Here is a 23,432-nt window from a genome sequence, read left to right on the forward strand (position 1 = left end):
ACCGGCTTGTGCAATATGCACTTGTGCCAAATTAAAGTCTTGCCACAATGGTAACGAGCCTGTCGTACTGTCACCTCTGTTGTTCAAAGAAAAGTGTGTTTCTAAAACGCACGTTTCATACTTGATATTGAGTGTGATAACTTGCCGCAATAAAATAAATGAGTTAACACTAATAACGACCTTTGTAGCTCAAGCGTAATAAACAGTACTCAGGCGGAACGATTATATAAATCATCAGGGAGTAGTCATGCAGATTGGAATACCGAGAGAAAGTCTCGCCGGTGAAACTCGAGTCGCCGCGACGCCAGCCACCGTTGAGCAGCTAAAAAAACTCGGCTTTGAAGTGATGGTTGAATCGAATGCCGGTCAACTGTCTAGCTTTGACGATGCAGCCTTTACAGCTGCAGGAGCAAATATCACGACGGATGTCTGGCAAGCCGACCTAATTTTTAAGGTCAATGCGCCAAACGATGCTGAAATCGAACAAATCAAAGACGGGGCAACTGTCGTCAGCTTTATTTGGCCAGCACAAAACCCAGAGTTAGTTGAAAAATTGTCTAAACGCAATATCAACGTAATGGCGATGGATATGGTGCCACGCATCTCCCGCGCTCAGTCACTCGATGCTCTCTCCTCTATGGCTAACATTGGCGGTTATCGCGCCGTGGTTGAAGCGGCACATCAATTTGGTCGTTTCTTTACTGGCCAAATTACCGCTGCTGGTAAAGTGCCTCCTGCCAAAGTGTTAGTAATTGGTGCTGGTGTAGCTGGCCTTGCCGCTATTGGCACCGCGGGCTCACTTGGCGCCATAGTACGCGCCTTTGATACCCGTTTAGAAGTCGCTGAACAAATCGAATCTATGGGTGGCCAGTTCCTTAAGCTGGACTTTGGTAACGAAGACGGTGGCTCATCCGATGGTTATGCTAAAACCATGTCGGATGAATTTATCGCCGCTGAAATGGCACTGTTTGCTGAACAAGCCAAAGAAGTCGATATCATCATCACTACCGCGCTAATTCCGGGTCGTCCTGCGCCTAAGCTCATCACTAAAGCCATGGTCGATAGCATGAAGAGCGGCTCTGTGATCGTCGATTTAGCCGCCGCGACTGGCGGTAACTGCGAATACACTCAATCGGGCGAGTTATTTGTCACCCCTAATGGCGTTAAAGTGATTGGTTATACCGATCTACCGGGCCGTTTACCCGCGCAATCGTCACAACTTTACGGTACTAACTTAGTCAATTTGATGAAGTTAATGTGTAAAGAGAAAGACGGTAATGCCAGCATCAATTTTGATGATGTAGTCATGCGTAATATGACAGTGATTAAAGCCGGTGAAGTGACTTTTCCGCCACCACCGATTTCGGTGTCAGCAGCACCGGTAAAACCGGCTGTGAAAATCGAACCTAAAAACACCACACCTAAAAAGCCATCAAAACTGAAATACGTGCTCGCCGCTTTAGGTGTTGCAGGATTTGCTGCTGTCGCATCCGTTGCACCGGCAGAATTCCTATCGCATTTCACGGTATTTGTGTTGTCTTGCGTAGTCGGCTATTACGTTGTTTGGAACGTTTCACATTCACTGCACACGCCTTTGATGTCAGTGACGAACGCGATTTCAGGCATTATCGTGGTCGGCGCGTTGCTGCAAATTGGTCAGGGTTCAACGTTGGTTACTGTACTGGCATTTATCGCCGTGCTGATCGCCAGTATTAACATCTTTGGCGGTTTTACCGTCACTCAGCGCATGCTGAAGATGTTCCGTAAGGATTAAAGGGGGTTTAACGTGTCTCAAGGACTGGTAACTGCAGCTTATATTATTGCCGCCATTCTCTTCATCTTCAGTCTCGCGGGACTGTCGAAGCAAGAGACGGCAAAACATGGTAATTTATTCGGGATCCTCGGTATGGCAATCGCCCTACTGGCGACTATTTTTAACCCTGATACTAACGGTATTGCATGGATCTTAATCGCCATGGTGATTGGTGGTGCGATTGGTATCCGCTTAGCATTGAAAGTCGAAATGACTCAAATGCCTGAATTGGTTGCTATATTACATAGCTTTGTGGGTATGGCCGCGGTATTGGTTGGCTTCAATAGCTTTATCGATTTGCACCCACAAGAAGTGTCACAAGTCGTGGTGGCTGTCGGTGGTGATATTAATGCCACTCTCGCTGCGGTGAATGATGCCCTAAGTGAAGTGGCTAAAGCCGCCAGCAAAGAACATCTCACTGGTGCGATGCTTAACATCCACTTAGTCGAAGTTTTCCTCGGTATCTTCATCGGTGCGGTCACTTTTACCGGTTCGATTGTCGCTTTTGGTAAGTTACGCGGTACATTTTCATCTAAACCTATGATGTTGCCACATCGCCACAAACTCAATTTAGTGGCGGTTTTAGTGTCTTTAGCCCTGATGGTGTATTTCGTACAGACAGGCGGCACTATGCCTGCACTACTGTTGATGACCTTGATTGCCTTCGCCTTTGGCTGGCATTTAGTCGCATCGATTGGCGGTGCGGATATGCCAGTGGTTGTGTCTATGCTGAACTCCTACTCAGGTTGGGCAGCGGCGGCAGCGGGCTTTATGTTGTCGAACGACCTCTTGATTGTCGTTGGCGCATTAGTGGGTTCATCGGGTGCTATCCTGTCTTACATAATGTGTAAGGCCATGAATCGCTCGTTTATTTCAGTTATCGCGGGCGGCTTTGGCACAGATGGTGTAGCCTCAACTGCCGATGAAGAAATGGGCGAATACCGTGAAACCAACGCTGAAGATGTGGCGGATATGCTTAAAAATGCCACTTCAGTCATCATTACTCCAGGTTACGGTATGGCAGTGGCGCAGGCGCAATATCCTGTTGCTGAAATCACCCAAAAACTGCGTGATCGCGGTATTAAAGTTCGTTTCGGCATACATCCCGTCGCAGGCCGCTTACCCGGGCACATGAACGTACTGTTAGCAGAAGCAAAAGTCCCCTACGATATCGTGCTTGAAATGGACGAAATCAACGAAGACTTTAAAGACACTGACGTAGTGCTGGTTATTGGTGCAAACGACACGGTTAACCCCGCGGCAATGGAAGACCCAGGTAGTCCTATTGCGGGCATGCCAGTGCTAGAAGTGTGGAAAGCACAAAATGTCATCGGCTTTAAACGGTCAATGAATACCGGTTATGCCGGCGTGCAAAATCCACTGTTCTTTAAAGAGAATACCCAAATGTTATTTGGGGATGCGAAAGCCAGTGTCGAAGCAATTTTAAAAGCACTATGATTTTAAAAGCGTCTAATATCGGCGCGCAATTGACTCATCGTTAAATAGCATTAAGGGAGCCATAGGCTCCCTTAATTTTTAGTAATTTGTTACTGTTGATTATGCCGCTTTTTCTACATCGAAATTGGATAGCAACATGACAGCACTACGACCTAATAAGTGATTAATCGTACTATCACCGACTAAACCGAGTTCAGCAATCGCTTGTTGGCGCGCGTTGCTTACCGCTCTAAAGAGAGTGATTTCATTATTAGCACCACCACAGAGGCTAAAAAACAGTCTCAATACAGCGCGATAGTGCTCTTCTTGCATCGCCTGCATCCAAGATGTTTCTAAGGTTTCTTGGCTAGAAAAGTCTAATGCCTCAACAAATAGATTGCCAATACGGCCATCTAAACGCACTAAAAAGTCAGTTTTTCGTGGAAAATGATGACTAATACCAGTGCGGCTAATACCGGTTGCTTCTGACAACGTGGTATAGGACATGGTCTCAAAACCGATAGTCAAAATCTGCTTTAATGCTTCATCCATAATTTGATTAATGGTCAGCTCAGTTTGTACTCGCGAGCGTTTAGCCACAGTAAGATCTCCCCTCTTATTTTTAAGGGCAAATCTTACCAAAGCCATCTAGGGATTACTGCTGCGAGCTTAGCCAAAACTAGCGTATTTAACCTTCGTTCAGCTAAGGTTCAGACTTAAATGGATAATAACACCATAAAAATTAACACATTCACAACATAGAGTTTTGTACCAACCAGTCTTGTGCTTCAACATCACCCATCAACACAATTAAGGTCGGTTTTAAATATTGTCCTAAAGCGGCTTTTCTCCAAAAAAGATAGCGAGGCAGCGGTTGTAGCACACTTGCCCCAAAAGTACGTTGCAACAAACTCGAATATTCTCCCAATAGTCTTGGATCAAGCTGTTCAGCTCCTGGGTAAAAATCCATCACAAAATCGGCGTAAACAGTAAAATTAGCCATTTGCCTCGCATTATAACGATGAAACACTTGTATCATCATAGGGGCACTCCAATGCGACAAATGCGCCTGATTTGTTAACGCATCAAGATTGCGTCTATGATATTGCTGCCATGCGAGAGAAAAGTCACCTTGCTGACGCGCAATACGCCAAATTAAGTAGATATCCGCAAGCCATTCATGTTGATACGTACTCAACTGAGAGGGCAAAACTGTGCCCTGCAGAGCACGGTTTTCTAGGTGACCGAGCTCATGCCACAGAGTTAATTGTGTTTGTTGATGCAAAGGTAATTGGTAGGTCACGCTATCGATACTGGCTAACTGAACCGCTGGTGTTTGCTGCTCGTTGACTAAAACTAGCCCGGCTATTTTGCTATCGTCAACCGGCATCACCATCGCACTTCTTTGCCCTAAAGCCTGCGTAAATTGCTGCTGCGTTAGGGGGAGCTGCAACAGCACTTGCTGAGGCAATAATGCCAAGCAAGTGCCAAGCTCGGGTAAAGGGCAAATTAACGCCTGCTTATCGGCGATAGGAGCCCAAGACAAACTCGCTGCAAAGACTAGAGCAATCAGACTCACTGATTAGCCATGATATTTTGGATAATTGCTGTCGTTGAAATACCATCTTCAAAACCCAGCACCTGCACTTGCCCCCCAGCGGCAATCACTTCAGCGCCACCCGCAATATCTTCAAGCTTATAATCGCCCCCTTTAACCAGCAGGTTTGGCAATAATCGAGCAATAATGCGCTGCGGCGTATCTTCACTAAAAGGTACAACCCAATCGACCGAAGCTAAACCGGCTAACACCGCCATACGGCGATCAATTTGATTAACTGGACGACCCTCTCCCTTAAGGCGCTTCACTGAAGCATCATCGTTTACTGCCACAATTAAGCGATCGCCCAAGGCTTTGGCTTGCTTGAGATAACTCACATGTCCCGCATGTAAAATATCAAAGCAACCGTTGGTCATGACCACACGCTCACCGCGTAATTTAGCTTGCTCAAGGGCGTAAGCCAGTTGGTCTTCACTCACTACGCCAAAACCCGATTCGCCTTGGTGCACAGCTAGCGCACTAATTAGTTCAATGCGACTCACAGTCGAAGTGCCCAGTTTACCCACGACCACACCTGCCGCCGTATTGGCGATAGCGCAGGCTTGCGGTAAATCAGCACCTGCCGCCAATGAAGTCGCTAGCGCTGAAATCACTGTATCGCCCGCGCCAGTCACGTCATAGACTTCACGGGCAACGGTGGGAATATGTAATTCAGGCGCATTGGCGGTGACTAAGGTCATGCCCTTTTCTGAGCGGGTAACTAAAATGGCATCAAAGTTATGGAGTTTGAGTAAACCACGGGCTTTTTCGAGCAAATCGGCCTCTGAGGTCACAGTGCCCACTACGGCCTCAAACTCGCTCATATTCGGAGTAATCAAGGATGCACCATGATAACGGCCAAAATCACTGCCCTTAGGATCGACTAACACCATCACTCCTTTAGCGCGTGCTAAGGCAATAAAATCCCGCGGCTCATTGATGGCACCCTTAGCATAGTCAGACAACACCACCACATCGACAGCATCGAGTAAGGCTTCAGATTGTTTAAGTAAACGCACACTATCAGCCTTGTCGAAGGCTTCTTCGAAATCCAGACGGATTAACTGCTGATTGCGTGATAATACCCGCAGCTTAGTAATGGTGGGCTTATCGGCAATGGTTAACCACTGAGGTTCAACCCCTAAGGTTTGCACGCCGAGCGTTAAGGCTGTGGCAGTATCGTCTTGACCGACGAGCCCAGCAAGTTGTACTTGCCCCCCTAAGGTTGCAATATTGAGCGCCACGTTTGCTGCACCACCGGGTCTGTCTTCGACCTGATTAATCTTCACCACAGGCACAGGGGCTTCAGGGGAAATTCGTGCAGTAGGACCAACCCAATAGCGGTCTAACATCACATCGCCGACGACTAACACTCTGGCTTTTTCAAATGCTGGCAGTGAAACCTTCATAGTGGCCTTATCTTCATATGCAGAAATTAAACCGTGATTGTACCTAATTTCAGTAGGATTTGAGTTAGAATGAGCAGTAATTTTCAAAAGTAGTGAGTATTTTGTGGTCGAGAAAGCCGAGTTTTCATCTTCGTTATATCATCCTAAACATTGGCCTATGTGGTTTGGCGTATTTTTGATGCGTTTAACTCAACTACTTCCGCTATCTTGGCAGATGAAATTGGGTAAAGGTTTAGGCCGTTTAGTGATGAAGTTTGCGGGTAGCCGCACGCACACTGCGCGCCGTAACTTGACTCTTTGCTTCCCCGAGATGACCCCCGCGCAGCGAGAAGAGTTGCTGCTACGTAACTTTGAAGAAACCGGCAAAGCTATTTTCGATACCATCAATGCTTGGTGGTGGTCCGACGAAAAAGTACAACAGCATATGAGCATTACCGGTCAAGAACACGTGCAAGACACACTCAATGCCGGTCACGGTGTGATTCTTTTTGCTGTTCATTGTTTACCATTGGAAATGGGTGCGCGTATCTTTGGTCAATTTCAACCCGGCGTAGGGGTTTATCGCCCGCACAATAATCCAGTGATGGAATACCTGCAGGTCAAAGGCCGTCTACGCTCGAATAAAGGCTTAGTCTCTAAACGCGACTTACGCCAAATGGTGCGCTGCCTACGTAATCCCGATGTAATTTGGTACACAGCCGATCAGGACTTTGGCCGCTCCAGCGCCGTATTTATCCCGTTTTATGCCATGCCAGATGCAGCAACGATTACGGGCGCCACCACCTTAGCCAAACTTGGTAAAGCCAAAGTATTACCTTTTTTCGTTGAACGTACCGCAGGTGATGAAGGGTATCGTATTGAAGTCATGCCACCGTTAGATAATTTCCCCGGTGAAAATGAGCTAGATGATGCAATTCGCGGTAATAAAATTATCGAAACCATCATTGATAAAAATCGCGCCCAATATATGTGGTTACATCGCCGCTTTAAGACTCGCCCCGATCCCACAGATAAGTCTGTGTATCAGTAGCGCTATCCGTTTTAATATAAGTCCGTTTTTAACATAAAAATGCCAGCAAATAAGCTGGCATTTTTATAGAGGCATTAACCGTAAAATGAATCCAAAGTATTTAGGATGCAATCTCCGTGGGCAAACGGATACCTACGTTTGTCACTTTACCTTCATTAAGCCCCGCCACGACCCAATGTAATGACTGCCACTGGAACTTATCCCCCAGTACAGGATTCGCGCTCAGTTGCGATGTGACTAAGTCTGCGATAGTCATATCGTCAGCCACATTATCTAAGCTAAGGCCATAAATAGGCGCTAAATCGGCTAGTTTTACATCGGTTTCAATAAAGAAGTCACCGAAGAAACGCTGTACGTCTTTTGTCTCTGGCGCTTGGCTAAAGAGCTGGCTTAATGCTTCTAAACTGCGTTCCTGCCCCAATACACAAAGTATGTCACCGGCTTCTAAACAAGTACTACCAGAGGGATGCAGTAAAGTGTTGTTTCTAAATACTGCCGCAATCCGCGTTCCATCAGGCATAGCCAAGCGTTTTAAAGGCTCACCAATACACCACTTACTATCACTCAAACGATATACAAACACTTCCCATTCGCTGCTCGGGTATATCTCAATCCCTGAACGCGAAACAGGTAAAGGCTTTGGGGGCAGTTCCACCTTTGCTAAGCGCGCGGCAAAGGTCAAAGAGGCACCTTGGACGAGTAACGACACTAACACCACGAAGAAAGCCAAATTAAAATACAGTTGAGCGCCCGGTAAACCCGCCATCATAGGGAATACCGCTAGGATGATAGGTACCGCGCCGCGTAATCCGACCCAAGAAATAAACCAGCGATCACGGCTGCTAAAACTTTTAAAGGGCAACAAGCTCACCCAAACTGCGATGGGACGAGCAAATAAAATCATCCCGAATGCCAAGGCAAAACCAGGGATCATAATATCGAGTAAATCTGAGGGCGTAAGCAACAAACCTAACACAAGAAACATGCCGATTTGGCTGATCCAAGTCATGCCATCGAGCACGTTTAAAATAGAATGCCGCCCACGAGTGGGTTTATTACCGAGCAACAATCCCACTAAGTAAATAGATAAAATACCACTACCACCCAACTTATTGGACGCGGCGTAAATGATGAGTCCACCACTCAACACCAAAATGGCATACAAGCCATCAGCTAATTTGCTTAAATTAACCAGTTTCCACAACAGCCAACCACCACCAAGACCGAAGCATATCCCTAAACCAAATTGCTTAACAAAGCTTATAAGCATAAAACTAAAGGAAAGTTCAGCATCCACATTGGCAAGAATGGCAATCAAAGTGACGGTTAAAAATACCGCCATGGGATCGTTACTGCCGGATTCGATTTCTAAGGTTGCGCCAACACGTTCGTTAAGGCTGCGGCCTTTGAGCAAAGAAAATACTGCGGCGGCATCAGTTGAGCCTACAATCGCGCCAACCAGCAAACCTTGCAACCAATGCAAATCAAACAACCATGCGGCCATCATGCCAGTAATACTGGTGGTAATCGCCACCCCAAAAGTTGCCAACGATAATGCCGGCCACAACGCGACCCTAAAACTGGCAACTCGGGTACGCATGCCCCCGTCGAGTAAGATAACGGCTAAGGCTAAGTTACTGACTAAATAGGCCGTCGAATAGTCATCAAATAGGATCCCACCAAGCCCATCTTCACCGGCTAAAATACCCACAGCGAGGAAAATCAATAAAATAGGAATACCCAAGCGGGACGACATAGGACTAACTAAAACACTTACCGCAGTAAGTAAGGCGCCGATCAGAAAAAAACTATTGACGGAATCTGCATCCACAAACGCCTCCTTAATACAGGTTATTGAGTTAAACGATAAAGGTTCACCGAGGTTGAAAATGATACGAATTACAATTTTATGATTTTATATTAGCATAATAATTGTGAATTAATGGAGTGTTAAATATTAAAATTCAATCATCTATACTGATAGCACCGAAAAGCAACCTTTTAATAACATTATAGTAAATGCTAAAGCTATGCCTAAAATACACCAGAATACAGCCACATAATTTATCAAATTTAAAATAACTAAATATCAATATGTTAAAAAATAATAACTCGATATAAATCTAAATTATCAACCCATTATCAAGCTACAAACCTCTATAAATGCATGCTATCACTATCAACTCTGCCTCAAATGAAACTTGAAGCCATAAAATGGTGAATATTTGAACATCGATTTTAAGGGTGCCCTCGTCATCCTCCTCCATACTTGGGTAATATCAGTTGTTAACGCTCAAGAATTATCATCAACTGGATGAAAAATGTGAGGACAAAGCTGTTATGGATAAAGGTAGAAAACACACATAAAGTAATAAATACGCTTTATAGAACAGATTTCAGTTGAAATAATGGCCAAAATAAGGAAGGATGCGAGCTTCGCGCGCCAGTGCATTTTGCTCGTCAATTTGCCATTCTCGTTTTATGAGAGAAAGCGGCGTTAAACACGCTTTTTTATTAACAGGAATCGTAGTCTCCGCTTATGAGTATGCTTCGCACCACAGCTTTATTATTGACTTTGGTTTTCCCTAGTCTGTCCGCTTTAGCAACGGAATACCCTTTACCAGCCGCCCAAAGCAGGTTAATTGGCGAGAACCAGTATTATACGGTTCCAGAGGGTAAACATACCCTCGAAGATATTGCAGCCAAATACCAGCTTGGTCTTAGTAACTTACTGGAAGCTAACCCAGGCGTAGATCCTTTTCTACCAAAGCCAGGTAGCAAACTACTTATCCCATTACAATTGATTCTGCCTAATGCTCCCCATGAAGGTATCGTCATTAACGTTGCTGAAATGCGCCTTTACTATTACCCCAAGGGTAAAAAGACCGTTGAAGTGTTACCTATTGGTATTGGCCAAATAGGTAAAGATACCCCTGAAAACTGGGTGACAACTGTGCAACGTAAGCGTGCGAATCCAACATGGACCCCTACGCCGCGCATTCGTAAAGAATATGCCGCGAAGGGTGAAATCCTGCCTGCGGTATGGCCGGCGGGCCCAGACAACCCTATGGGCCTTTATGCGCTATATATCGGCAACTTATATGCGATTCATGGCACCAACGCCAGTTTTGGTATCGGTTTACGTGTCAGCCAAGGTTGTGTTCGTTTACGCCATGAAGATATCGAACATTTGTTCAAGACGGTCCCTGTAGGCACCCGCGTACAATTTGTGAACCAACCGATTAAAGCAACCGAAGAGCCAGACGGTAAGCGCTACTTAGCCGTACATCAACCACTGTCTCGCACGATAGCTGAATTTGAATCGAATGATCCCGTTGCGATTTCATTACCAAAAGAGATCGCCAAGTTTATTGCTAAAGCGGACACTGATTCTTCTGTGATCAAGAAGCTGCTCGATGAACGTACCGGTGTACCATTGATCATTAATCAATAATTCGCTGGTAAATATCAGCTAAAAAAATACCCGCAGATAGCGGGTATTTTTTTATCATTCATGAGGCGATTAAACACCTCGTAGAATAATGACATCAATCACATAAAGGTGCACACAGGGCCAAGAAGTGGGTCATGACCGCACTATTAGCTAATACACGTTGATCGAAGTTTTGCAGTGCAGGCGTTTCGGTACAAGCGCCGACCCGGGCGCCGCTTCGCACTAAACAAGCTTCGAATGAGGTGTCAAAATGATTGAAAATCAAGCCATCCTTCACTGGACACTCATCAATCTCGCTATCCGCTGCAATAGGGAAATATCCACCTAAAGTATCGCGTAAATCAAGACTAAAACGGCCCGGTACCTGACTTGGTTCAAAGGAATAAACATAGGCTTCACTGCTTAACACATCTTCATGGCACGTTAAAATACCATCACGACTCGCAGCAAGGAGCAATTGTGCTTGTTCTAGCAACAGCTTGCCCTCTACCGATGTATATTCATTAGCCTTAGGTTTCCCATTATCGAATACAAAACCACGATTAGGGTTCTCACCGTATTTATTAAATCGATGACCACGACTAAATCCGGTTGGATTGACGAGAGGTAGAAGGCTCAAGTTTACCCGTTCAAAGAGGTCTGCTGAAGCTTCACTCAAAAAATGTAGCAAACCCCAAGGGCCTGCAGATTCTTCACCATGAAAACCTGCACTGATCAATAAAGAAGGTAAGCCTGACTTAGCCGCAGGAGATTGATATAAGCTGAGATTGTATTTACCCACTTCACCTAATATCTTCTCAACCATGCCCAAACGGGTCATTTCCTGCTCAAGCAAAAGATAAAAATTATCAATATCAGTGCTTTCACAGTTAAAAATATCGCTTTTCCACTGAAAAGATTCAAACGGGGATCTGCTTACCATGTCTTGTACTTATGCCAGAAAAAGAACTTTGCCATCATAGCAGCTCTTTTTAAAAACTGAATGCTATTCAACTGATTTTGATGAAATCTCAGCACTCTATGACCGAGTAACAATCGGTATCACAGCGGAACGGTACTAATAACCATAGTGAAGCAATCGTGTAGCCATAAGTGAAATCATCGTTAAACTATAATGAAGCCAGAGTTTAGTAACATCTAGCTTCAGTTATTTTTTCAACGAATATCCCAAATAACCCTATAAGGTATTCACTACCGTCGCTATACGCGCCTTAAACTCCTAATAATAGAAAGCGTTAATGATAAGATGCCTTATGTTTTATTCGGGAAAGTGCTATTAAAAATAATAATAGCATCCTACTAGCTCACACCCAACAACACTCGATTTACCGTAACTAATGCCTTAAAAATCGCTAACGAGACCCCGACATGGCTCATTCAAATTCTGACAATCTGCAATTAACAGCCCACACGCTAACGCCACTAGAAGCTTATCGAGCCAAAGTGAACGAGAATGTGGTTGACGATCCCGCTCAACAGCAGAGCATACTCGCTCTAGATGATTTGTTTAAACAGTTGATGCAACAGCAAAATGCAGCCCATAGCACGCGTTTTGCCCAAAAAACGATTAAGGGTCTGTATCTTTGGGGTGATGTAGGTCGGGGTAAAACTTTCTTGATGGACTTATTTTTTGAGTGCTTACCGGATGGAATAAAAATAAGGCTGCATTTTCATCGTTTTATGGCGCGAATACATCAAGCATTACGCGAACATGCGGGCCAGCGAGATCCTTTGGCATTAATAGCTAAAAATCTTGCACAAGAATGTAAGGTACTGTGTTTCGATGAGTTCTTTGTCTCAGATATTGGCGATGCCATGATACTTGCCGGTCTATTTGAGTGCCTATTCGATCGCGGTGTCGTATTGGTCGCGACGTCAAACATCCCCATTGAACGCTTATATGAAAACGGCTTAGCCAGACACCGATTTTTATCCTGTATAGAGTTACTGCAAGCACACACTCAAATGCTGCATCTCGATGGCAAGCAAGATCACAGAATACGCAGCTTAAATACTGAGCTTATTCTAGACGCTATTACATCGACCTCGGATAATATTGCTCTTACCGGAACACTCGATTTCAATAATATATTCAACCAATTAACGCCTAAAATACCGAGTATGAGTAATACGAGTATCCGTATCTGTAATCGTGAAATCCCCGTTATCCGCACAACCATGATGCCAGCGAATACCCCTGACACATACTCAATCGCATGGTTTGACTTTTATGCCCTGTGTGATGGCCCACGATCCCAGCTCGATTACATTGAAATCGCCAGTCGATTTAACATCCTAATGGTAAGCGGTGTCCCTAAGCTTGGTGGCGAAGTCAAAAGCTGGATCCGCGCTCGCGGCACCGAAGATGGCACTGGTGCAAACCAAGCCGCAACCACGGGTGAACGTAAACTCTCCTACGCCGCCAACGACGACCCCGCGCGACGTTTTATCAGTTTGATTGATGAATTATACGACCAAAATGTACGCTTATATTTGAGCTGCGATGTACCGCTCACTGAGCTTTATCAGGGCGGCGCACTCAGTTTTGAATTTCGTCGCACTTATAGTCGATTAATTGAAATGAGTCGAAACGAATGATTAAAACAAGAGTGCAATCTTAAGTGACTGCATTTTAAAAAAGAATCCACACAGCCCTTGATGAATTTGTCTCACACTTTAGTTAACGCTCAGAATAATGCGCATCACTAAATCGTTTTGTCAGCCCATTGATATCGGCAGCGACCCATTCAGGCTCGATGCACTCGGCTAAATGCGCTGCCATAAAATCCACCAGCTGCATCGCAGCATAGGGTAAACGGCGATCTTTACGACCAACAAGGTACCAGTTACTTTCAAGCGGAAAACCCATCACCGACAAAATTGCTGGTTTCTCACGGCCTTCTTGTAAGGTGTGCGCCGAAATCACCGACAAACCTAAGCCCGATGCCACACTCAAGCGTATCGCCTCATTGCTCTCGATTTGCATAGTGTCACCCAGTGTAATCCCTTGACCGCTACACCAAGATTCAAACATTAAGCGGGTAGCAGAACCCGGTTCACGCACGATAAAACGCTCATTTTTAAGGTCATTAAAATTTACTTGCTCACGCCCAACCGCCCAATGATCTTTAGGTGCAATCAATTGCAGTGGGTTTTTAATAATACGCGCTGATAACACACTATCACCGCTAGGCGGATGACTAAAGAGATATAAATCATCTTCTTGGCGTTCAAATCGCCCTAGCACATGGGCTCGATTTCCGATATTTAAGGTCACTTTAACCTGCGGGAATTGCCGATAAAAAGCACCTAAAATCCGTGGTAACACGTATTTGGCGGTAGTGACGATACCGATATTGATGTGACCGACGCTGCCACCTTTAGCTTGCTCTATAAAGGCATCAAAATCCTCAAAACGACTCAAGGTATCGCAGGCAGCGCGGTAAAGCTCATTACCAATCAAGGTAGGTAACATGCGGCCATCACGACTCTCGAGTAACGGCTCACCCAACACATCAGCCAGTTTTTTAAGCTGTAATGACACTGTAGGTTGAGTTAAATGCAATGTCCTCGCCGCTGCGGAAATATTGCCTAACCGTACCACTTGCACATACACCTGCAGTAACCGAAAACTCAAGTGTCGTAATTTAAGTGGAGTCGATGATGAACGCTTATCCATAGATAGTTATCTATACCCAATTGGTAAACAATTTATTTTTCAATATAACCAATTAGGTCCAAAATCACCAGCCATCAGCATCACCCGATAATTAAGCCTGTTTTACACAGCTTAAAAATCAAACTTAATGAGATACTTATGCCCGATATTGTCATTGCCTTTTTCGCTTTAGGCTTGTTAGCTGGCCTAGTGAAGTCAGATCTTAAAGTTCCGCCCGCGATCTATGAAACCCTCTCCATTCTGTTAATGCTTACGTTAGGCTTAAAGGGCGGAATGGCACTACATGGTCACACCCAAAACTTAGTGATCACTGAGCTGTTAGCGGTTGTAGCCTTAGGTTTCATTATTCCCTTGGCTTTATACCCAGTGTTAACACGGCTCGTGCGCATCAATCACACCGATGCCATTAGCATTGCCGCTCATTATGGCTCAGTCAGTGCGGGAACGTTTGCGGTGGTGATGGCGATGGTTGAAAAATCAGGGCTCATATTAAGGCCCGAAACTACCCTATATCTTGTGCTACTAGAACTGCCGGCGATCGTCGTGATGCTCTGGCTACATAGGTATTTAAGCGCCAAACACCCCGTGAAAACGACAGCGCCAAACGCAACTAAATCAAGCGTATTGCATGAAGCATTAACCAGTCGCGGCGTAGTATTACTGCTTGGGGGTGTAGTAATTGGTTGGCTTTACGGCCCAGCAGGACTTGCGCCGCTTACACCTGTGCTACTAGGCGGGTTCAAAACCTTACTGGCATTATTTTTACTGGAAATGGGCTTAGTAACGGCCAAAGTGTGTTTGCCGCTGCCGCTTAAACAATGGCGATTATTGGTGTTTGCCGCCGTCATTCCTTTTGTATTAGCTTGGTGTGGTATTGGTGTTGGTATATGGCTAGATTTACCCTCGGGGAGTATTTTAGTGCTAGCGGGCTTAAGTGCTAGTGCATCTTATATCGCAGCGCCTGCGGCTATTCGAGCAGCGATACCCGAAGCCAATATTGGACTGGCTATGTTGGCCTCACTCGGGATCACGTTTCCAATTAACGTGTTAATTGGCTTACCTTTATATCAACACTGGATCATGCTCATTACGGCTTAACAGCGCAATGCAATGCTTAAGCTAATAAAAAGGGAGACATTATTGTCTCCCTTTTTATTAGCTTAAGAACACATCATTTAAGACGCATCACTGTGGTGCACGGCTTTATCCTGATACATAGCTTTATCTGCATAGTCTAAAAGATTATCTAAACAGATATCTGAATCGGGTGTCCAATGTGCGATACCGATACTGGTCGCTAATCTATGCTGATGTTGTTGATTATATTGTTCAAGTAGCAACTTAAAGCGTTCAATAGCTTGATTAACCATATCTTTATGCACAAAACTTAACAGCACGACAAACTCATCGCCCCCCATTCTAGCAATGACATCCGACTCTCTAAAGGCCGTCATTAAGATATTAGCAAAATCACATAACAACTCATCGCCCTTGCGGTGGCCAAAGCTATCATTAACTTCTTTAAAGAAATCGAGGTCAAAAAAGACCACTGCCGCAGCCATTTTTGTACGACGGCAACTCGCTAATGCTTGATGTGCTAATAACTCAAAACCACGACGATTAGAAATAGCGGTCAGAGGGTCTAGGGTATTCTGGACAATTAATAATAATTCAGCCTCTACCATTTTTCCTAAATCGGTTAGAATTTCAATCTCTTCGCCAGTCAGTTGCCGAGGTTTGGTATCTATAATACAGAGGGTTCCAACACGACACCCATCACTCATCGTTAATGGATATCCAGCATAAAAGCGAATAAAAGGCTCTCGTACGACTAATGGATTATCATGAAATCGCGGATCTTTAAGCGCATCGTTAACGATAAAAACACCGTCATGATTAATCGCATGGCCACAAAAAGAAATATCTCGCGATGTTTCAGTCGCACTTAATCCTTGACGAGATTTAAACCATTGACGCTCAGCGTCGACTAACGTCACAAGGCAAATGGGCGCTGAAAAAATTCTTCTAGTGAGTCGAGTGACACGGTCGAAACGTTCTTCGGCTTCGGTATCAAGCACATTGAGTGTGCGTAACTTGGCCAAACGTTGCAGTTCATTGTCAGGAATTATAGGTAATTGCATGGCGCTCTCTGCTAACGGCTTTCATTAAACTCTAGCCTAAATTAAGTGTTATTGCGGCGTTAAGACAATGCTGGTGAAAAATGTTACCCATAGGATAAAGCATTTATCACAGTGCATTACTCAAGTATCGTTCGATAGATGTTCAACACCCGCTCAGTGTGAGCAGACACCGCAGATACAGGTAATTGGCTGAGCTTTTGCTGCAGCGTCAGTCGATGATTTTCATCTCTCAGTAAACAATAGGTCTGAGTCAAATGCTGGGCACTCATCATAGGTAACAGTTCAAGCTCGGCTAATATACCAAAAATTCGCACATTATCAGACCAAATCGTCAGCTCTGGATACTCATGGGCATTGGCAAGCACTAAGTATTGGGCAATAAACTCAATATCGGCAATACCGCCGGGACTCTGTTTTAAATCAAATATGCCTTCACTCACTTTAAGTAAATGGTCGCGCATTTTCTGGCGCATCTCACGTACCGCTTTTTTAAGCTCAACTTTATCCCTTGGTTTTTCCAATACCGAGGCGCGAATTTGGCTAAATTTAACCGCTAAGCTATTATCACCAAAAACAAAACGCGAGCGTACTAAGGCTTGATGCTCCCACGTCCACGCCTCGTTAGCTTGGTACTCGCCAAAACGCGCAATTTCACTGACCATCAAACCCGAGGCGCCAGAAGGACGCAAGCGCATATCTACTTCATATAACTCACCCGAAGTAGTACGAGTCGAAAATAAATGCAGAATACGCTGAGCGAGCTTGAGGTAAAAATGGCCGGCTTCAATTGAGCGCTCACCGTTGGTAAGATTATTTTCTGTTTTGTTTTCACACAAAAAGACTAAATCGAGATCCGAGCCGTAGCCCAATTCAATACCACCCAATTTGCCGTAACCAATAACAGCAAATCCGGTGTCATTACCCTCAAGATAAGCGGGCACGCCGTGGCGTACTGAAACCTGTTGCCACGCCTGCATTACCACTTGTTCGATAATCGCTTCGGCTAAAAAAGTTAAGTGATCGCTCACTTGCATCACGGGTAAAACGCCAGTGACATCGGCGGCGGCGATTTTAAGTTGTTGTGAAAGCTTAAATTGTCGCAGCGCTTCCATCTGCTGCTCCATATCATCCTCGGGCACGCGCATCATGTACTGACGCAGCTCGCTCGGATAATCGTCGATGGATGTCGTGTCATAGAGCTGCGACGGATCGATAAGCTCATCGAGCAGCATGGGAAATTTAGCCAACTGCGCGGCAATCCAAGGACTGGCGCAGCACAAACTCACTAACTGTTGCCGCGCGCCGGGGTTTTCACACAAAAGCTCAAGGTAAGTCGTGCGGGTTAAAATTTGCTCCAGTACCTTAGATACAGGCTCAAAAGCCGCCGATGGACTCTGTTGATGAATCAACTCTTCCAATAATCTTGGCATTAATTTATCTAAGGTTTCCCGCCCGCGTGGACCAATGGAACGCTTCGTCACTGTTTCGCGCCAGCTGCTGAGCATAGGGCACAGCTTGTCATCGTCAATTTGCTGTTCGGCCAACAACGCAATGCCATCATCAAGGTCTTGCATATTCCACAGCTGCGCCGTCCAATGTTCGGCTTTTTCTTCGCCTTCTTCACCACCCACTGTGGCTTTAAAATGACGATGGATTTTGCTCATTGCCGCTTCAATATGGGTTCGTAAATCGATCTCACTCGCCATATCAAGTACATGGCAGAGTCGTGCCCAATCCAGTGGATTATTCGGTAAGGTTTGGGTTTGTTTATCATCTATGGCTTGCAGTAAATTCTCGACTCGGCGCAGCAGTAAATAACTGTGCTTAAGCTCATCCACCGCCAAATATTCGAACTGCCCTAAGCTATAAAGAGTATCGATAGCGCCGAATAAACTCTGCTGGCGCAACGCAGGCTCACGGCCGCCACGGATCAATTGGAAACTTTGCACCACGAACTCGACCTCACGAATACCGCCTGCACCGAGTTTAATATTGTCGGTTAAATGACGGCGCCGCACTTCTTGTGCGATGAGTTGCTTCATTTTCCGCAGGGATTCAATTGCCGAAAAGTCGATATAACGGCGATACACAAAGGGTCTCAGGAGGCTGTGTAGTTCATCGGAGAAATGGTTCCAAGGCCCGAGCGCACGCGCCTTGACCATGGCATAACGTTCCCAGTCTCGTCCTTGTTCTTGGTAATAATCTTCAAGACCACTAAAACTCACCACCAAGGGGCCACTTTCCCCGTAGGGGCGCAAACGCATGTCCACGCGGAACACAAAACCATCAACAGTGACTTGGTCGAGCAAGTTGACTAGCCTTTGTCCCATGCGGATAAAAAACTGTTGGTTATCTATACTGCGGCGGCCACCAACGGTTTCGCCGTGTTCTGGGAAAGTGAAAATCAAATCGATATCGGAGGAGAAATTGAGCTCGCGGCCGCCCAACTTACCCATGCCCAAAATCAGTAACGGCTGCGCATTGCCTTCTTTGTCCATCGGCGTGCCATATTGGGCGCACATCTCTTTATAGAGCCAGTCACGGGCGCAAATCACTAAGGCTTCGGCGAGTGCGGATAAATCGAGGAGTGATTCTTCTAAACTGGCATAGTCTAAAAAATCACGCCATGCTAAACGTACCATTTGATAGTTACGAAACCGTCGCAAGCTGGCTTTTGCCATCTCTTCGGTTGTGGCGCAGCTCAATACTTCGTGTAATTCAAGATCAAAGTTTTTACGCTCAACCAGGCTTAACTCACCAGTAAACAGGGTGTTAATCCATGTGGGATAACGGCATAACTGGGCCGCCACGTAATCGCTGAGCCCTAAAACCGTTTTTAATTCTTGTTTTTGTGCCAGCGTTAATTGAGTCAGTCCTTCGGACCATACGTCCTCTAGCCGTTGAAAATTATGCTCAGCGGTTTGATTAACGAGAACAGACAATGACTTACTACTGTCTTTTTGCATGGACATAAGGGTTCCTAACAAATTTAGCTATCGACATATTATGTCGTGATGATATAAATTAACGCCACATCATGTTATGTTTGCCATGACTTACTCGCTGCACGATATAGCACGCAAGTAAAGGTTAAGGCTTTATCTGTGACATTTAAAGATACTATAACCTTGTAGCAGGCATATTGAGCAAGCAGATTATGATTGTCTGCAAGTATTTATGTTTTAATTCATTACCTTTTGGAGAAAACATGGCAGGAATGCTAACTCGTGTTCTCACATCGATACTCTTTATAGCCGTTTCGCTAGCGCTAACGGGTTGTGGCGATGACAGACCGGATAAAATTGCTAAGTATCAACAACTAGCGCAGCAACGCCTTGCAACACTCACCGCTATGATTGACGATGAGCAGTTGCGTAACGCTAACCTGTTAAAACAATACACCACATTATTAAAGCAACAGAAGCCCGAATTAGCGCCCTTACTCGATGAATTAGCCAAGGATGCAGGTACTCAAGGTCCCATGTATACATCGCTAAAACGTCGTTTAGAGGAGTCGAAAGTAGCGAGCAACTTTGCCGATCTCGATCAACAGCTGGCCGAAGCCGAAAATCTTTATCAAGCCGCGGATCCCAGTTTGTATAACGATATGTTGTCAGATCCCGTCAACGTAGTCGCTGATATGTCCGACGGTAAACTGGCCCGCGTGAATGCCATCAGCCGCGAAGCCGCAACCCTTGCTAATGGCGCAGAAAACTTTGGCCCAGGTAGCCAACTGGTGGGAAATCCCGCTTATGGTAACTGGCAAACTGATTCGAGCGGCACTTCATTTTGGGCTTGGTATGGCATGTATTCGATGTTTTCGAATATCTTCAATCGACCCATCTCCTACGATCGTTGGTCAGGTAATCGAGGTTATAGCTATTATAATGACGTTGGTCGTTATCGCTATACCTCACCAAAACAAGCAGATGCGCAGGCTAAAACATTCGAGCAGACTAAAAAGCGCTTTGACTCCCAAGGTAAACGCTTTGACAGCCCTTATGCTAAACCCCGTACAGGTGGCACGGCGTTATCCCGTGAAAGCACCAGCGCACCGAAAACTAACACCACCAGCGCAAGCAAGAGTTCCGCGAACAACTCCAAAAGTAAGTTTCGCTCTAACTATGCTAAAGACAGCAGTTTTCGCAATTCCAGTAATCGTACGACCCGCAGTGTGCGCCGCGGTAAGTAACTAAGGATTATCAATGACATTATTTCAAGGTTTAGGTATCACACCAGAGCTAGCCACTATTCTGGCGATCGATCTCACTATTGCGGTGATTTTACTCACACTGATGCGTTATTTGCAAGGTTGGAGCGTCAAGGTTAACAGCAGTAAAGAATTGGCAGAACGGGACAATTTTGCTTTTGGTATTAGTACCGCAGGCGCGGTTGCTGCGCTTGGCATTGTACTGACGGGCGCTATCACAGGCGCTGCGGCACACTCGTATCTTACTGAAGCGATTGGCATGAGTGCTTATGGTTTATTCGGTTTAGTACTGATTAAATTCGGCCGTTTTCTGCACGATAAAATTGCACTAAATGAGTTTGATAAGAACGAGCAAATCATCAAAGGTAATGTGTCTGTCGCTATTGTTGATGCCAGTGTCGCCATCGCCACTGCGATTATCATCCGCTCCGTGTTGTTATGGGCTGAAGACTTAACCTTAGATACCTTTATTGCTATTTTCAGTGCCTTTGCGATTTCGCAGTTAATGCTAGTGCTACTCACGCGCTGGCGCGAAAACCGTTTTGCGAGCCGCAATCAAGACTCGTCGATGCAACAAGCCTTAGCCCAAGGTCATACAGCGTTAGCGCTACGCCATGCGGGTTACATGATTGCTATGGCACTGAGTTTTAATGCCGCAAGTCACTTTATTATTTATAATCCAACAGCTTATGTGACTAACGTGATCGGCTGGTTAGTGTTTTCAATCATTATGCTACTCGCGCTCTCCTTACTGCTGTTCGTCGTGAAGAAACTGGTATTGGCTCGTATCGATTTAGCCGATGAAGTGGAAAGACAACACAATATCGGTATCGCTGCCGTAGAAATGGCTCTCTGTATCGCTATCGCACTTATCCTCACGGCACTGATGGCCTAATTAAATGCAACAAAGTAACTTAACTCCCTCGACGGCCAAACCTAGCCGTCTAGGTTGGTTCGACGATGTCCTATTGTTGGGCATTATGGCCGTATTAGCAGGCTGCGGCCTGATTTACGAATATCTTTTATCACACTATGCGGGACGCATTTTAGGCGCATTAGAAGCCGCCATCTATACCATGATTGGCTTAATGATCGTCTCCATGGGCTTAGGTGCTTTCGCCGCCCGCAAGATCCGTGATGCCTTTACTGGTTTTGTGATCTTAGAACTCACGGTTGCACTGTGTGGCTCGCTCGCTATTTTAATCACTGCGGCGGTCATTGGTTTTGGCCAACAACTACCGTTGATGATTGCTAACACCTTAGGCTTGCCGCCAGATCACTTGCCTGAAGGCGGCATGATAGGCACGCTGCAAAAACTCAGCGAATACTTGCCCTATGTGTGGGGCGTGTTACTGGGTTTGATGATCGGCATGGAAATCCCATTAATTGCACGGGTGCGTCAATCGCTTTCAGATGAACATTTACTGCATAATGCGGGGACGATTTATGGCGCCGATTATATTGGTGCTGGCATAGGTGCCGCCATTTGGGTTGGTTTTATGCTCGCCATTGATATCCAACTCGCTGCCGCCTTAACCGCTAGTTTTAACCTGCTGGCGGGTTTTGTATTTATCTGGCGTTTCTGGTCTAAAATCCATCGTGCAAAACTACTGTTGACTGGACATGTTATCGTCACGGGTGTCTTGTTAGTTCTAGCACTTCAAGGCCCGCACTGGGAACAGCACTTCAACAATCTGATCTATAAAGATAAAGTGGTATACACCAAGGCGACACGCTTCCAGCAACTGACCTTCACCGAGCGGTTACGTGGTAATGGTCTCCCTCCCGTTTACAACTTATATATCAATGGGCGCTTGCAGTTTTCTAGCATAGACGAACACATCTACCATGCGTTTCTCGTACACCCCACACTCGCAGCCAGTGCTCGTCACAACAAGGTGCTGATCATTGGCGGCGGTGATGGACTCGGCCTCAAACAAGTGCTGCGCTGGGAACCTGAACAAGTCACGCTGCTCGATCTCGATGTGGGCCTAGTGCAATTATTTAAATCGCCCGATACAGATATGCCCGATAGTCTCAGTCGCGCTATGTTGGCGCTCAATGGCAATGCACTGAACGATCCCCGTGTTACTGTGATCAACGACGATGCATTTAATGGTGTGGATAAGCTGATTGCCACAGGCGTGAAATACGATGCGATTATCGTGGACTTGCCCGATCCGAGCCACCCCGATCTTAATAAGCTGTATTCGGACTATTTCTACCGTAAATTAAAGGAACTTATGAGCAGTGATGGCGCTCTGACTGTACAGTCAACATCGCCTTACCATGCCCCTAAGGCCTTTATTTCGGTAGCAAAAACCTTGGCATTGGCGGGATTTGACGTCAAGCAGTACCATCATAATGTGCCCAGTTTTGGCGAATGGGGCTGGAGTATTGCAACCTTAGGCGGACTCGATGCACAACACAGATTAGCTAAATTAACTGAGTTGCCCATCAAAGATGACTGGCTCACTTTAGGTTTAGTGGATGGCGCCTTTGAGTTTCCAGCCAATTTTTATCAAGATGCCGCCACAATAAAACCCAATGAATTGGGTTCGTTGCAGTTGTATCACTACCATTTGCAAGATTGGTCCGAGAATCAAGGACTGGATCTTTTTTAATAGGATGAGATAGTGCTTGACATATTATGTCTCGGTGC

At 45.5% G+C, this 23,432-nt stretch carries 17 protein-coding genes; 9 read left to right on the plus strand and 8 right to left on the minus strand.

Going from position 1 to position 23,432, the window contains the following annotated elements:
- Positions 1-247: 247 nt before the first annotated feature.
- Both ACRN9H_RS11220 and pntB read left to right on the plus strand, forming a co-directional pair.
- Positions 248-1,774, plus strand: a complete 1,527-nt coding sequence (locus tag ACRN9H_RS11220) for a Re/Si-specific NAD(P)(+) transhydrogenase subunit alpha (RefSeq protein WP_432313717.1) — start codon at positions 248-250, stop codon at positions 1,772-1,774.
- Between the two features lie 12 nt (positions 1,775-1,786).
- Positions 1,787-3,271: a Re/Si-specific NAD(P)(+) transhydrogenase subunit beta gene (pntB, locus tag ACRN9H_RS11225; protein WP_432313718.1), complete on the plus strand. Its 1,485-nt coding sequence runs from the start codon at positions 1,787-1,789 to the stop codon at positions 3,269-3,271.
- Positions 3,272-3,370: 99 nt separating this feature from the next.
- Here pntB and ACRN9H_RS11230 read toward each other — a convergent pair whose 3' ends face one another.
- The 3 genes from ACRN9H_RS11230 to hldE form a co-directional block, all read right to left on the minus strand.
- Positions 3,371-3,850 carry a TetR family transcriptional regulator gene (locus tag ACRN9H_RS11230; RefSeq protein WP_220774070.1) on the minus strand — a complete coding sequence of 160 codons (480 nt, stop codon included), beginning with the start codon at positions 3,848-3,850 and terminating at the stop codon, positions 3,371-3,373.
- Between the two features lie 151 nt (positions 3,851-4,001).
- Positions 4,002-4,829, minus strand: a complete 828-nt coding sequence (locus tag ACRN9H_RS11235; protein WP_432313719.1) for a hypothetical protein — start codon at positions 4,827-4,829, stop codon at positions 4,002-4,004.
- Positions 4,826-6,256 carry a bifunctional D-glycero-beta-D-manno-heptose-7-phosphate kinase/D-glycero-beta-D-manno-heptose 1-phosphate adenylyltransferase HldE gene (hldE, locus tag ACRN9H_RS11240; protein ID WP_263189810.1) on the minus strand — a complete coding sequence of 477 codons (1,431 nt, stop codon included), beginning with the start codon at positions 6,254-6,256 and terminating at the stop codon, positions 4,826-4,828. Before hldE ends, ACRN9H_RS11235 begins: the two co-directional genes overlap by 4 nt.
- A 103-nt stretch (positions 6,257-6,359) precedes the next feature.
- On the opposite strand from hldE, the gene ACRN9H_RS11245 reads away from it, so the two are divergent.
- Positions 6,360-7,286 (plus strand): LpxL/LpxP family Kdo(2)-lipid IV(A) lauroyl/palmitoleoyl acyltransferase, encoded by a 927-nt coding sequence (locus ACRN9H_RS11245; RefSeq protein WP_432313720.1) that lies wholly within the window; start codon positions 6,360-6,362, stop codon positions 7,284-7,286.
- Between the two features lie 100 nt (positions 7,287-7,386).
- On the opposite strand, the gene ACRN9H_RS11250 is transcribed toward ACRN9H_RS11245, so the two are convergent.
- Positions 7,387-9,117: a potassium/proton antiporter gene (locus tag ACRN9H_RS11250; protein WP_432313721.1), complete on the minus strand. Its 1,731-nt coding sequence runs from the start codon at positions 9,115-9,117 to the stop codon at positions 7,387-7,389.
- 708 nt (positions 9,118-9,825) lie between these two features.
- Between ACRN9H_RS11250 and ACRN9H_RS11255 the strand changes: the two genes are divergently transcribed.
- Positions 9,826-10,740, plus strand: a complete 915-nt coding sequence (locus tag ACRN9H_RS11255) for a L,D-transpeptidase family protein (RefSeq protein ID WP_432313722.1) — start codon at positions 9,826-9,828, stop codon at positions 10,738-10,740.
- A gap of 94 nt (positions 10,741-10,834) precedes the next feature.
- On the opposite strand, the gene ACRN9H_RS11260 is transcribed toward ACRN9H_RS11255, so the two are convergent.
- Complete coding sequence (locus tag ACRN9H_RS11260; protein ID WP_432313723.1) at positions 10,835-11,662, minus strand: M14 family metallopeptidase; 828 nt, start codon at positions 11,660-11,662, stop codon at positions 10,835-10,837.
- A gap of 446 nt (positions 11,663-12,108) precedes the next feature.
- Between ACRN9H_RS11260 and zapE the strand changes: the two genes are divergently transcribed.
- Entirely contained in the window at positions 12,109-13,338 is a 1,230-nt protein-coding gene (gene zapE, locus ACRN9H_RS11265) for a cell division protein ZapE (protein ID WP_432313724.1), read from the plus strand.
- An 82-nt stretch (positions 13,339-13,420) separates the two neighbouring features.
- On the opposite strand, the gene ACRN9H_RS11270 is transcribed toward zapE, so the two are convergent.
- Positions 13,421-14,419 (minus strand): LysR family transcriptional regulator, encoded by a 999-nt coding sequence (locus tag ACRN9H_RS11270; RefSeq protein ID WP_432313725.1) that lies wholly within the window; start codon positions 14,417-14,419, stop codon positions 13,421-13,423.
- 138 nt (positions 14,420-14,557) lie between these two features.
- Here ACRN9H_RS11270 and ACRN9H_RS11275 point away from each other — a divergent pair, with 138 nt between their 5' ends.
- Positions 14,558-15,517 carry a sodium-dependent bicarbonate transport family permease gene (locus tag ACRN9H_RS11275; protein WP_432313726.1) on the plus strand — a complete coding sequence of 320 codons (960 nt, stop codon included), beginning with the start codon at positions 14,558-14,560 and terminating at the stop codon, positions 15,515-15,517.
- 77 nt (positions 15,518-15,594) lie between these two features.
- Here ACRN9H_RS11275 and ACRN9H_RS11280 read toward each other — a convergent pair whose 3' ends face one another.
- On the minus strand, positions 15,595-16,560 hold the full coding sequence (locus tag ACRN9H_RS11280) for a diguanylate cyclase domain-containing protein (RefSeq protein WP_432313727.1): 966 nt from the start codon (positions 16,558-16,560) through the stop codon (positions 15,595-15,597).
- Positions 16,561-16,676: 116 nt separating this feature from the next.
- Positions 16,677-19,532, minus strand: coding sequence for a bifunctional [glutamate--ammonia ligase]-adenylyl-L-tyrosine phosphorylase/[glutamate--ammonia-ligase] adenylyltransferase (glnE, locus tag ACRN9H_RS11285; protein WP_432313728.1), 2,856 nt, complete (start codon positions 19,530-19,532; stop codon positions 16,677-16,679).
- Between the two features lie 236 nt (positions 19,533-19,768).
- Here glnE and ACRN9H_RS11290 point away from each other — a divergent pair, with 236 nt between their 5' ends.
- The 3 genes from ACRN9H_RS11290 to ACRN9H_RS11300 are packed head-to-tail and all read left to right on the plus strand — an operon-like array spanning position 19,769 to position 23,394.
- Positions 19,769-20,752, plus strand: a complete 984-nt coding sequence (locus ACRN9H_RS11290) for a hypothetical protein (protein ID WP_432313729.1) — start codon at positions 19,769-19,771, stop codon at positions 20,750-20,752.
- Between the two features lie 13 nt (positions 20,753-20,765).
- Positions 20,766-21,665: a DUF350 domain-containing protein gene (locus tag ACRN9H_RS11295; RefSeq protein WP_432313730.1), complete on the plus strand. Its 900-nt coding sequence runs from the start codon at positions 20,766-20,768 to the stop codon at positions 21,663-21,665.
- 4 nt (positions 21,666-21,669) lie between these two features.
- A complete protein-coding gene (locus tag ACRN9H_RS11300; protein ID WP_432313731.1) occupies positions 21,670-23,394 on the plus strand; it encodes a polyamine aminopropyltransferase in 1,725 nt (574 codons plus the stop codon).
- The last annotated feature ends 38 nt before the right edge of the window (positions 23,395-23,432 follow it).

It is taken from the genome of Shewanella sp. MF08487 (assembly GCF_050848685.1).
GTDB lineage: Bacteria > Pseudomonadota > Gammaproteobacteria > Enterobacterales > Shewanellaceae > Shewanella > Shewanella glacialipiscicola.